This window comes from Chenggangzhangella methanolivorans (assembly GCF_019797865.1).
Lineage (GTDB): Bacteria > Pseudomonadota > Alphaproteobacteria > Rhizobiales > Methylopilaceae > Methylopila > Methylopila methanolivorans.
In genome coordinates this window covers 5,289,142-5,301,219 of the sequence record NZ_CP081869.1, presented here as the reverse complement: position 1 = coordinate 5,301,219, position 12,078 = coordinate 5,289,142, and the positions used below count along the sequence as shown (strand labels likewise).

Genomic DNA, 12,078 nt, shown 5'->3' with positions numbered 1-12,078 from the left:
ACTTTTCCATGAGCGTGAAGCTCGTCGTCATGTATCCGAAGCCTGCGGACCCGGCCAAGTTCGACAGCTATTTCCGCAGCACCCACATGCCGCTCGTGGAGAAGATGCCGGGCCTGAAGTCCTTCAGCTTCGGCCCCTCGACCGGCCCGGACGGCGGCGAAGGCGCTTATTTCTGGATCTTCGTCGGGACCTTCGACAGCAAGGAGGCGCTCGGCGCGGCTCTGTCCTCCCCGGCCGGCCAGGACGCCGTCGCCGACATCCCGAACTACTCGCCGGACGCCCCCACGATCGCGGTCATCGACGCGACCGACGGCTGAGCTTTCACAGAGTTCAATCGCAACGGCCCGAGTTCAGCTCGGGCCGTTTTTGTTTCTGACTGCGGAGTTGAACTGCGTGCTTCGAGACGCCCGGCCATGCCGGGCTCCTCAGCATGAGGGACCTTGGCGTAGACTGAACCCATCCCCGTGCCGAGGAGCCGCTCGGAGAGCGGCGTCTCGAAGCGCGCAGTCGGGTTCAGCCGGTCGAAGTCTTCAGTAGAGCCCGCCCGTCCCCGAGCGGACCGCGCGATCCTGGTCCGGCGTCACGCTTTCAGGCTGCGAGCTCGCCTGGCCGATGATCGAGTAACTGTCGGGCGGCGCAGTGCCGGGCTTGAACGCCTCGAGGATCGTCTTGCCGCCCGACGCGCGCATGCCGTTCGACGGGTTGATGCGGATCAGCTTGATGCCCGGCGGCACGCGGAACGGCGTCGCGGGCTTATCTGAAAGCGCCGCCTTCATGAACTCGCCGAACACCGGAGCGGCCACCGAACCGCCGGTCTCGCCCTCGCCCATCGAACGAGGCTTGTCGTAGCCGAGATAGACGCCGACCACGAGGTCGGGCGAGAAGCCCACGAACCAGGCGTCCTTGTAGTCGTTGGTGGTGCCGGTCTTGCCTGCGATCGGCTTGCCGATCGACTTAAGGCTGGTGGCCGTGCCGCGCAGCACCACGCCCTCCATCATGGACGTGATCTGGTACGCGGTCATCGGGTCGAGCACCTGCTCGCGGGCGTCGATCAGCTTCGGCTCGTCCTGGCGAGCCCAGGCGGTCGAGGTGCAGCCGACGCACTGCCGGTCGTCATGCCGATAGATGGTCTTGCCGGTGCGGTCCTGCACGCGGTCGATCACCGTCGGCGTCACCCGCTTCCCGCCGTTGGCGAACATCGAATAGGCGGCGGTCATCTTCAGGACGGTGGTCTCGCCGGCGCCGAGCGACATCGAGAGCATCCGCGGCAGATCCTCCATGACGCCGAAGCGCTTGGCGTATTCGGAGATGAGCGGCATGCCCATGTCCTGCGCGAGACGCACGGTCATCACGTTGCGCGACTTCTCGATTCCGAAGCGCAGCGTCTGCGGCCCATAGAACTTCTTGGCGTAGTTCTCCGGCCGCCAGATGCCGATGCCCGGGCCCTGGTCGATCTCGATCGGCGCGTCGAGCACGACGGAGGACGGCGTGTAGCCGTTGTCGAGCGCGGCCGCGTAGATGAACGGCTTGAACGAGGAGCCCGGCTGGCGCAGCGCCTGCGTCGCGCGGTTGAACTGGCTCGCCTCGTAGGAGAAGCCGCCGGCGAGCGCCAGCACGCGGCCGGTGAACGGATCCATGGCCACGAGGCCGCCGGAAATCTCCGGCGCCTGGCGGAGCCTGTAGTCGCCGGAGCCCTGCTTGGACTCCTCGACATAGACCACGTCGCCCGGCCTCAGCACCTGAGCGGCGGTCTTGACCGGGCGGCCGCGGAGATCGCCCTTCGCCCATTTGGCCCAGCGCAGCCCCTCGAGCGGGATCCTGCCGGTCACGCGGTTGCGACTTACCTGGCCGGACCGCTCGCGCTCGGGCTGCAGGCCGATCGTGGCTTCGCTCTGTCCGCTGTCGAGCACCACCGCGAGCTTCCAGGGCACGTCGCCATAGGCCGGCACGTCGGCGAGCGCCACGCCCCAGTCGCCCTTCGGATCGATCTCGCGCTCGGGCCCGCGCCAACCGCGCGCCTCGTCGAAGCCGATCAGGCCGTCGGTGAGCGACTTTCGCGCCAGCGCCTGCATCTTCGGGTCGAGCGTCGTGCGGACCGAAAGGCCGCCTTCATAGAGGCCCTTCTCGCCGTAGCGCTCGTAGAGGACGCGACGGACCTCCTCGTTGAAATATTCGCTCGAGGCGAGCTGGAAGCCGGTCGGACGCGGCTTGACGTCGAGCGGCTCGCGCTTGGCGGCCTCGCCCTCCTCCTTGGTCGCGTAGCCGTTCTCGACCACGCGGTCGATCACCCAGTTGCGGCGCTCGATGGCGCGCTCGGGATAGCGGAACGGATGGTAGTTGTTGGGCGCCTTCGGCAGCGCCGCGAGATAGGCGGCTTCCGCAAGGTCGAGCTCGCCGACCGACTTGTCGAAATAGACGAGCGAGGCCGCGCCGACGCCATAGGCGCCGAGGCCGAAATAGATCTCGTTGAGATAGAGCTCGAGAATCCGGTCCTTCGAATAGGTCTGCTCGATCTTCAGCGAGAGCAGCGCTTCCTTGATCTTGCGCTCGTAGTTCTGCTGGTTGGTCAGGAGGAAGTTCTTGGCGACCTGCTGGGTGATGGTCGAGGCGCCCTGCGGCCGACGGCCGGCGTTCTGGAAGTTCGAGAGCGCGGCGCGCGCGATGCCGAAGAAGTCCAGGCCGCCATGCTCGTAGAAGCTCTTGTCCTCCGCCGAGATGAACGCGGTGGTGAGCCGCTTCGGCACGGACTGGATCGGCAGGAACAGGCGCCGCTCCTTGGCGTATTCGGCGATCAGCCGGCCGTCATTGGCGTGCAGCCGCGTCATGATCGGCGGCTCGTAGTTGGCCAACTGCTCGTAGTCCGGCAGCTCGCGCGAGTATTTCAGCGCGAAATAGCCCACGACCGCCGCGCCGATGAGCCCGAGCAGCGCGCCGGTCGCGAACAGGAAGCCGATGGCTCGAACGAGTAGCCGCAAACCCCGATCCTTTACGAGACCCCGCGACGCGTGACCGCCGCCCCCAATCGCCGACCGGCCCCGCCTTTCAGGCGGGATGGGCCGATGTCATCCGACGGCACCGGAATCGTGGCGCTTTGTGGAGAATGTACGGCGCCGCGGCCGCCTCCGACAAATCAGCGCCCGGCCGCGCCCTGGGCGACACGGGTTTCGAAATAGCGGTCGATCGCCTGCGCCACCGCGCCGGTCGCCTTTTCCCGCCACGCCTCCGACATCATCAGCTTGGCGTCCTCCTTGCTGGAGAGGTAGCCGAGCTCGAGCAGGACCGAGGGCACGTCGGGCGCCTTGAGAACGCGGAAGCCCGCCGAACGCAACGGGTTCTTGTTCATCTGCGCGGTCTTCTTCAACTCCCGGACGAGGCCCTTGGCGAACTGGCTGGTGAAGGACGCCGTCTCGCGCCGCGTCAGCTCGAACAGGATGCCGGCGACTTCGGCAGGCTCGTCGGAGAGATCGAGACCGGCGATCAGGTCCGCGCGGTTTTCTTTTTCGGCGAGGCGCTCGGCCTCGCGGTCGGAGGCCTTCTCCGAAAGGGTGTAGATCGTGGCGCCGCGCACTCCGAACGGATCGGACAGCGTGTCGGCGTGGATCGAGATCATGAGCGCCGCGCCGGCCTTCTGCGCGATCTCCACGCGGCCCGGGAGCGAAACGAACGTGTCGTCGTCGCGGGTGAGGACCGCCCGGCGTTTCCCGCTCGCGTCGATCCGCTCCTTCAGCCGCTTGGCGAAGGCGAGCACGATCTCCTTCTCGCTCGCCCCGTCGGGGCCCGCCGCGCCGGGATCGACGCCGCCATGTCCGGGGTCGATCACCACGAGAGGGAGCTCGCCGGCGTCGGCGGCCTTCGACGAGATGGCGCCGGTCTTGTCGCTCGGGTCCGGTTCGGCGGCGGAGATGGATTGCAGGAACTTCTTGCGGTCGCTCGGCGTAAGATCGATGACGAGGCGCGCCGGCTGCCCCTCGACGGGCTCAAGCACGAACGCCTTGTCGATCGCGACCGGTTTCTTGACGTCGACCACGATGCGTGAGCGGCCGGGCGCGAGCACGCCGAAGCGATAGGCCGAGATCAGCCCCCTGCCCTCGCGGCCCGCGCTTTCCGGCAACCGGAACGCCACTTCCGGCAAGTCGATGACGACGCGATAGGGGTCGGCGAGCGTGAAGGCGCGGATCGTGGCCGAGGCGGACAAATCCATCACGAGGCGCGTGCGCTGATCGTCGCCCGCGAGCCGCGCGTCGGTCGCGACCACGGCGGGCTCGGCGCGTTGCGCGCGCGCTTCGGCCCCCAGAACCAGCGGAAAGGCGAAAACGATCAGGGCGAAAAGCCTGAGAATCATCGCTTTCGGATCGCTCCCCGGAAAGGCGTTGGCTTCGAACCGCCAAAGGCTTACTCGTTGTTAAGCCTGCACGGTTAACGGTTGTTAAACCCTCATGGTCCGCGACAGGACACCTGTGGCGCCTGGCCCACAAATAAAGCCGCCTCGTCTTGGACTTTGGGGCGAGCCAAAGCTTCGCGCGCTTGTCAAACTTGCCTCTTCTCGGCTAGAGAACGAAAGCTCACGTCGAGGCGAAGCGAGTCTCCCCCATCGAGATTCGCCCCGCGCTCGTGGTCTTGGACGCGACGTCTGAGGCGCTTTTGCCCGCAACTCTTGCGGGCGTTCCGCGCATCAGACTCATCGGCGGCGCGACGGACCGATCCCGCAGCCGCGACCCGCGGCGCGGATCGACCCAAGCGTCACACCCGCCCTCGACCCGACGGATCGACGTCGAGCCGCCGACGGCGCCGTCGTCGGCCGTTTTTGACGTTCCGCCAGGACGCGTTCGGACCAAACCCGGCCGTCCTGCCAGATAGCGAGGCCTCACCGGGAATGCGCACGGCGCTCATCGCCGATTTCGCTTCGTCCGGGACCTCGATCCGCCGGCGCCGCCGGCGTTCGCCTTCGGAACGCGCCGCCTTCGCCGCGCGCTTCCCATGCCCCCTTTCAACCACAGTCGGGCGCCGTTCGCGCGAGATTTGCGCGCCGCCCTCGCCGTCCAAGACGGCGGGCGGGCCGCCCGGCCGCACAGCCGAGTCAGTCACATGGCCAACAAAATGCTCATCGACGCCACGCACGCGGAAGAGACCCGCGTCGTGGTGGTGCGAGGCTCCAAGGTCGAGGAATTCGATTTTGAGAGCGCCAACCGTCGCCAGCTTCGCGGGAACATCTATCTCGCCAAGGTGATGCGGGTGGAGCCGTCGCTTCAGGCGGCTTTCGTGGAATATGGCGGCAACCGCCACGGCTTCCTCGCCTTCAGCGAGATCCATCCGGACTACTACCAGATCCCGGTCGCCGACCGGCAGGCGCTTCTCGCCGAAGAAGAGACCGAAGCCGCCGAGGACCATGACGAGGAGCCGGCGGAAAAGCCCGCGAGCGGCCGCCGTCGCCGCGGACGCGCGCGGCCGAAGGCGTCGCCGTCCGGCGACTCCACCAGCGAAGCCGCCCCTGACGAGGACGGCGTTCCCGAACTCGAGCCGGCCGAGGCCGCCGAGGCGGACGCAGCCGTCGCCGAGCATGTCGAGGAACAGGCCGCCAAGGTCGAGGCGAAGGACGTCTCCGACGACGAGGACGGCCATGACGACGAGCACCACGAGGAGCATCCGGTCGAGTCGATCGGCGCCGGCGACGCGCTGGAGGAAGTCCCCGAGCGTCGTCCCCGCCGCCTGCGCTCCTACAAGATCCAGGAAGTCATCAAGCGCCGGCAGATCCTGCTGGTGCAGGTCGTCAAGGAAGAGCGCGGCACCAAGGGCGCGGCGCTGACGACCTATCTGTCGCTCGCCGGCCGCTACTCCGTGCTGATGCCCAACACCGCGCGCGGCGGCGGCATCTCGCGCAAGATCACGAGCGCGCAGGACCGCAAGCGCCTGAAGGAGGTCGCGAGCGACCTCGACGTGCCGGACGGGATGGGCGTCATCCTCCGCACCGCGGGCGCGACGCGCACCAAGCCGGAGATCAAGCGCGACTTCGAATATCTGATGCGCCTCTGGGAGACGGTGCGCGACCTCACGCTGAAGTCCAGCGCGCCCTCGCTCGTCTATGAGGAAGGCTCGCTGATCAAGCGCTCGATCCGCGACCTCTACAATAAGGACATCGACGAGGTTCTGGTCTCCGGCGACAACGGCTATCGCGAGGCCAAGGACTTCATGCGGATGCTCATGCCGAGCAACGCCAAGATCGTCCAGCCCTACCGCGACAGCCATCCGCTCTATTCGAAGATGGGCGTCGAGACCCAGCTCGACGCGATGTTCTCGAACGTCGTGACGATGAAGTCCGGCGGCTACATCGTCATCAACCAGACCGAGGCGCTCGTCGCGATCGACGTGAACTCGGGCCGTTCGACGCGCGAGCACAACATCGAGGACACCGCGCTCCGCACGAACATGGAGGCGGCCGAGGAGGTCGCGCGCCAGCTTCGCCTGCGCGACCTCGCTGGCCTCATCGTCATCGACTTCATCGACATGGAAGAGTCGCGCAACAACCGCGCGGTCGAGAAGAAGCTCAAGGACTGCCTCAAGAACGACCGCGCCCGCATCCAGCTCGGCCGGATCTCGCATTTCGGCCTGATGGAGATGTCGCGCCAGCGCATCCGCACCGGCGTGCTGGAGAGCTCGAGCGAAGTCTGCCCGCATTGCAACGGCGTCGGCTCGGTGCGCGCTGTGCCTTCCGTGGCGCTTCACGTGCTGCGCATGGTCGAGGACACGTTGCGCAAGGACGCCTCGCGCAACCTGTTCGTGAAGACCCGCGCCGAGGTCGCGCTCTATCTCCTCAACCAGAAGCGCGCGCACATCCGCGAGATCGAGGGCCGCTTCGGCGTGTCGATCTCGTTCGGCGCCGAAGGTCATCTTCCGGCCGGTCAGCATCTCGTCATCGAGCGCACCGATCCGGCGACCGGCGAGGTCCGCGCGCCCGTCACCCAGGTTCGCATCGACTCGATCGAGCCGGACGAGGTCGTGGAGGAGGTCGAGGTCGAGGCCTCCGAGGAGGTTGAAGCCGAGGCCGAGAAGCCGTCCGGCGAAGATCGCGGCGACGGCTCCGGGTCTTCCGGCCGTCGACGCCGCAGGCGTCGGCGCCGCGGCGGTCGCGGCGGCAATGGCGGAGAGAACGGCCAGGCCTCGTCCGACGCCGACGAAGACGGCTCGGACGACGAGGACGAAACGTCGGCCGAGCAGGCTGAGGGCGAGACGGTCGTAAGCGACGTCGCGGGCGAGCGATGTGGCTGACGGCGAGCCTGCTCCGGTCGAGGCGGCCGCTCCCGAAGGCGACGGCGCGCCGGCTGAAGCCGAAGCGGCGGCCGAAGACGACGACGCGACTTCGAAGCCCCGCCGCCGGGGCCGTCGCGGCGGCCGCAGGAGCCGTGGCGCGGCCGCGGCCGAGGCCGGCGAGGAGGACGCGACTGTCGTCGAGACCGCCGCTCCGGTCGAGACCGTGACCGAGGACTCGCCGGCTATCGCGGAAGCGGCGGCGGCGCCGAGCGAGGATCCCGCGCCCGAAGACGCGACGCCGCCGGCCGCCGAGCCCGTCGCGGAGGCTCAGGAGCCGGAGCCGGAAGCGCCTGCCGCGCGCGTTCGACGCCGCCTCAGCCCGAGGCCGAGATCGATCCGAGCCGTCCCCGCCGCACCGGCTGGTGGAGCAAGCGCGCCGGCTGACGGACGCTCAGGACGAAGCTCTCAAAGCGGCGGGACCAAAAGTCCCGCCGCTTTTTCTGTTCGAAAGCTTCAGTCCTTCGCGGGACCGAGCCGAGATCCGCCACAGCACTCGGCCCGCAAACAGCGGTCGAGCGGGGCGCGTCTCCCCTCGCGCGGCCGTCAGGCCCGCTCGAAGCGCGAGCATCCGCGACTGCAACGTTCCGCGCCCGCTTTGAACGACGGCCGCCATGGCCCGGCTCCACCGGGACCATCCGCGCTTCGTGGCCAGCTCGACGCCAAGCGAGAAGTCCTGAAGTCTGGCAGGAAGACAGCGGAGAAGGGCGCCCTCCCCCGGCTTGCGCTGTTCAGAACCTTCCACCGCCGAGATGGCGTCGGCGACCGGCGAGAACCGCAGAACGAGGACGATCATGGCGTAAGGCCGCGACGGCGCCTGGAGCGGGACCATCGGACAGCCATCGCCCCGCGCAAAAAGAAAAGGCCCGGATCGCTCCGGGCCTTTTCCGTTGAACTGCGGCTTTCGCTTACTGGGCGCCGGAGGGCGCGGCCGGAGCGGCGTTGGGCGCGGCGCCGGGCGTCTGGCCGGCGTCCGGCGAGGTCGGCTGGGCGGGGGCCTGCTTGACCTCCTCCTGGGCCTTGGCGCGTTCGGATCGGAGACCTGCGGCGCGACCGGGGTCGCGTCCTGGGGCATCGGAGCCGTCTGCGCGCCGCCGGGGACCTGCCGGTCGCCATCGGTCGGCGGGCTGTTCACGTCGCCGCCCGGGACGGGAGCGGCGGGCGCGGCCGGCGCGGGAGCCGACGGGGCCGCGGCGCCGCCCATCGGGGGCGTCGGCTCGCCGGAGGACGGCGGTGCGAATTCGGGCTGCGGGGGCGAGCCCGCGCCGCCGGCCGGCTTGAGGGCCGGCAGGATGCCGCCCTGGCCCGTTCCGAGCGGCGCCTGCGGGCCGCTTGGCGCGGTGGCGGGCCGCGGCTGAGCGGCGCTCGGCTGGAGGCGGTCGAAGGCCGACCCGCCGCCATAGCCGGCGATGATGGTCAGCGCGATACTGGTCGCGAAGAAGCCGGCGGCCAGATAGGCGGTGAGCCGCGACAGCGGATTGGAGGCGCTGCGGCCGGCCATGAAGCCGCCGCCGCCGCCGATGCCGAGCGCGCCGCCTTCCGACTTCTGGAGAAGCACCACCACCACGAGCGCGAGCACGATCATGAGGTGGATGACGATGAGAACGGTCTGCATGTCGCGTTGCGCTTTACTGCCGGCTTCGACGGAGCGGCGCCTCGCGGCGACGCATCGACCCAGGATATGGGGCTAAGCGGGCCCTCTTACACGCCCGCGCGCCTCGCCGCTACCTTTGGCGTGCGGTCATTTCGGGGCGCCCGCAGGAGGATCAGGCGAGCGCGGCCTTGGCGATGGCGAGGAAATCGTCGGCCTTGAGGCTCGCTCCGCCGACAAGCGCGCCGTCGACGTCGGCGGCCGCCAGAAGCTCGGCCGCATTGCCGGGCTTCACCGAGCCGCCATAGAGCACGCGGATCGCGCCGCCCTTCTCGCCGAAACGTCCGACCAGCGCCGAGCGGATGAAGCCGTGCATCTCGGCGACCTCGGCCGTGGTCGGCGTGAGGCCCGTGCCGATCGCCCAGACGGGCTCGTAGGCCACGACCGTGTCGGCCGCGCTCGCGTCGTCGGGAATCGAGCCGGCGAGCTGCCGGCCGACGACGGCGTTCGCCTCGCCCGACTCGCGCTCGGCCCGGGTCTCGCCGACGCAGATCACGGCCGTGAGCTTGGCGCGCCGCGCGGCCTCCGCCTTGGCGCGGACGGCCGCGTCGGTCTCGCCGTAATCCTGGCGACGCTCGGAATGACCGACAATCACCGCGCCGCCGCCGGCGTCCGCGATCATCTCGGCCGAGACGTCGCCGGTATGCGCGCCCGACGCATTGGCGTGGCAATCCTGCGCGCCGACCGTGACGCCGGCGCCCCGGCTCGCGCTGGCGAAGCTCGTCAGCAGGGTGAAGGGCGGAAACACCATCAGGTCGACGCTGTTTTTCATGGCGCCTGATAGGCGCCCACGACGCGCACGAATTCGGGCGCCGAGGCCGCGAGCCCGTTCATTTTCCAATTGCCCGCGATCAGCTTCTTGCGCGCCGCCATCCGGTTCTCCCGTCGAGACCGCCCGGTCTTCGCGCCGGGCCGGCCGCGACGTAGCAGACCCGCGGCCTTGCGCACAACAGAGCCGGGCTCCGCGGACGCCGCCGGCGCCGAACGCTTGCAAATTCCTCCCGCTCTTGCGATTTGCCCGCGTCAGGCGAGCCCGTCTAAGGTCCCGCTCTTCAAATCGCTTCCGCGTCCTTATGGATCAGGAGGCCTCGAACGCGAATATGTGACCCGCAGATGCTCCAGACTCTCCGCAGCGGCGCCGCCGGATGGGTGGCCAAGATCTTCCTCCTGCTGCTCGTGCTGAGCTTCGCGGTGTGGGGGATCGAGGGACATTTTCCGCATCGGCGGGTCATCGAAGAACGCCGCCACGGTGGGCGACCGGACGATCTCGATCGAGGACTATCGGCAGGCCTACATGAACGAGCTGCGCCGCATCAGCCAGCAGGCGCGGCGAGAGATCACGCCCGAGCAGGCGCGGATGGCGGGGATCGGCGAGAAGGTGCTGGGCGATCTCGTCAACGAGGCGGCGATCGACGAGAAGCTGAAGGCCCTCAAGCTCTCGGTCTCCGACGATCAGGTCGTGCGCGAGATCCAGCAGGACGACATGTTCCAGGGGCCGACGGGCTCCTTCGATCGCTCGACGTTCCAGGCGATTCTCAGCCAGAACAACCTGACCGAGAACCGCTATCTCGAGCTGCAGCGCCAATACACCGTGCGCCGCCAGATGACGGACGCGCTGATGTCCAACGTCGAGGCCCCCGAGGTCTTCCGGCGCGCGATCCACGCCTACAACACCGACAGCCGCTCCATCAGCTTCGTATCGCTCAAGCCCGAGGCCGCCTCCGCGGTGCCCGCGCCGACCGCCGACCAGCTCAAGGCGTTCTACGACGAGCGCAAGGCGAGCTTCGCGGCTCCGGAGTTCCGCAAGGTCGCGGTTCTGGCGCTCGACCCGAAGGCCATCGGCGAGACGCTGCAGATCCCGGAGGCGGAGCTCAAGGCCTATTTCGACGGCAACCAGCCGCGTTACGCCGACATGGAGAAGCGCTCGATCGAACAGATCACCTTCCCCACCATGGACGCCGCAAAGAAGGCGTCCGACGAGATCAAGGGCGGCAAGCTGTTCGAGCAGATCATGGCCGAGCAGAACCTGAAGCCGCAGGACATCTTTCTCGGCGACATGACCAAGGCGCAGATGTTCGACCAGAAGATCGCCGACGTCGCTTTCTCTCTTCCTCAGGGGCAGGTGAGCGAGCCGGTCCAGGGGTCCTACGCCAACGTTCTGCTCAGGATCACCGGGATCCAGCAGCAGCAGCTGAAGCGCTTCGAGGACGTTCGCGAGGACATCCGCCGCGTCATGGCGGAGGAGCGCGCCAAGCGCGACGTGCTCGCCCAGCACGACAAGATCGACGAGGCGCGGCTTGGCGGCGCGACGCTCGAGGAGGCGGCGAAGACCGGCGGCCTGACGGTGCGCGAGCTTGCGGCGGTCGACAGCGAAGGCAACGGCCCCGACGGCAAGCCGCTCGCCCAGATTCCGCTTCAGCGTCAGGTCCTCGAGACCGCTTTCCGCACCGACCAGGGCGACGTCGCCGGCACCATCCAGGACGGCGACGCCTATGCCTGGATCGACGTGCGCGGCGTGACGCCGCCGCGCGAGCGCCCCTTCGACGAGGTGAAGACGCTCGTCGAAAGCCGCTGGCGCCAGGAAGAGGCCGAGAAGCGGCTCGACGCCCGCGCCAAGGGCGCGCTCGAGGAGCTGAAGAAGGGCAAGGCGCTCGATCAGGTCGCGTCCGGCCTGAAAACCAGCGTCGAGCAGGCGGAGACGACCCGCCTCGGCGGCGCGCCCTCGATCACGGCGGCCCAGGCGAAGGCGATCTTCCAGACGCCGGTCGAGCAGTTCGGCCAGACGCCGAGCGACGAACAGGGCGGCAGGCTCGTCTACAAGGTCACCGCCGACAACGATCGGCCGTTCGACCCCGGCCAGCCCGACGATTCGGGCCAGATCGAGAAGATCTCGCAAAGCATCGGCAGCGACGTGGTCACCTCGCTCGTCCGCCAGCTGCGCGACCAGCTCGGCGCCAGGCTCGATCCGGCGGCCATCGCCCAGGTGACCGGCCGTCAGGCAGGCTGACGCCGCGGCCGTTTTGCCGTAAGCAACGCGGCGGCCGCGACCTCGGCGGCCGCGGTCTCCCTCGGCGAGGGACGCCCATCGCGCCTCGCAATCTTGCCCTCATGGGCGAGACGGCGGC

The 12,078-nt window shown here is 68.7% G+C and carries 6 protein-coding genes and 1 pseudogene; 3 read left to right on the top strand and 4 right to left on the bottom strand.

The annotated features are described in order from the left end of the window. Window positions 1–8: 8 nt before the first annotated feature. The gene (locus K6K41_RS27880) at window positions 9–317 is read left to right on the top strand and encodes an EthD family reductase (RefSeq protein ID WP_261403218.1); all 309 of its coding nucleotides are present in this window, start codon (window positions 9–11) and stop codon (window positions 315–317) included. A gap of 213 nt (window positions 318–530) precedes the next feature. On the opposite strand, the gene K6K41_RS27875 is transcribed toward K6K41_RS27880, so the two are convergent. Together K6K41_RS27875 and K6K41_RS27870 are read right to left on the bottom strand one after the other, a co-directional pair. Further along, window positions 531–2,975 carry a penicillin-binding protein 1A gene (locus K6K41_RS27875; RefSeq protein WP_261403217.1) on the bottom strand — a complete coding sequence of 815 codons (2,445 nt, stop codon included), beginning with the start codon at window positions 2,973–2,975 and terminating at the stop codon, window positions 531–533. A gap of 155 nt (window positions 2,976–3,130) precedes the next feature. Beyond that, window positions 3,131–4,342: an N-acetylmuramoyl-L-alanine amidase gene (locus K6K41_RS27870; RefSeq protein WP_261403216.1), complete on the bottom strand. Its 1,212-nt coding sequence runs from the start codon at window positions 4,340–4,342 to the stop codon at window positions 3,131–3,133. Between the two features lie 743 nt (window positions 4,343–5,085). On the opposite strand from K6K41_RS27870, the gene K6K41_RS27865 reads away from it, so the two are divergent. Beyond that, window positions 5,086–7,263 carry an Rne/Rng family ribonuclease gene (locus K6K41_RS27865; protein WP_315855106.1) on the top strand — a complete coding sequence of 726 codons (2,178 nt, stop codon included), beginning with the start codon at window positions 5,086–5,088 and terminating at the stop codon, window positions 7,261–7,263. 433 nt (window positions 7,264–7,696) lie between these two features. Here K6K41_RS27865 and secG read toward each other — a convergent pair whose 3' ends face one another. Both secG and tpiA read right to left on the bottom strand, forming a co-directional pair. Then, window positions 7,697–8,917 carry a preprotein translocase subunit SecG gene (secG, locus tag K6K41_RS27860; RefSeq protein ID WP_261405851.1) on the bottom strand — a complete coding sequence of 407 codons (1,221 nt, stop codon included), beginning with the start codon at window positions 8,915–8,917 and terminating at the stop codon, window positions 7,697–7,699. 151 nt (window positions 8,918–9,068) lie between these two features. Then, a pseudogene (gene tpiA / locus K6K41_RS27855) lies at window positions 9,069–9,826 on the bottom strand (triose-phosphate isomerase). 376 nt (window positions 9,827–10,202) lie between these two features. Here tpiA and K6K41_RS27850 point away from each other — a divergent pair. After that, window positions 10,203–11,960, top strand: coding sequence for a peptidyl-prolyl cis-trans isomerase (locus tag K6K41_RS27850; protein WP_261403215.1), 1,758 nt, complete (start codon window positions 10,203–10,205; stop codon window positions 11,958–11,960). Window positions 11,961–12,078 lie beyond the last annotated feature (118 nt).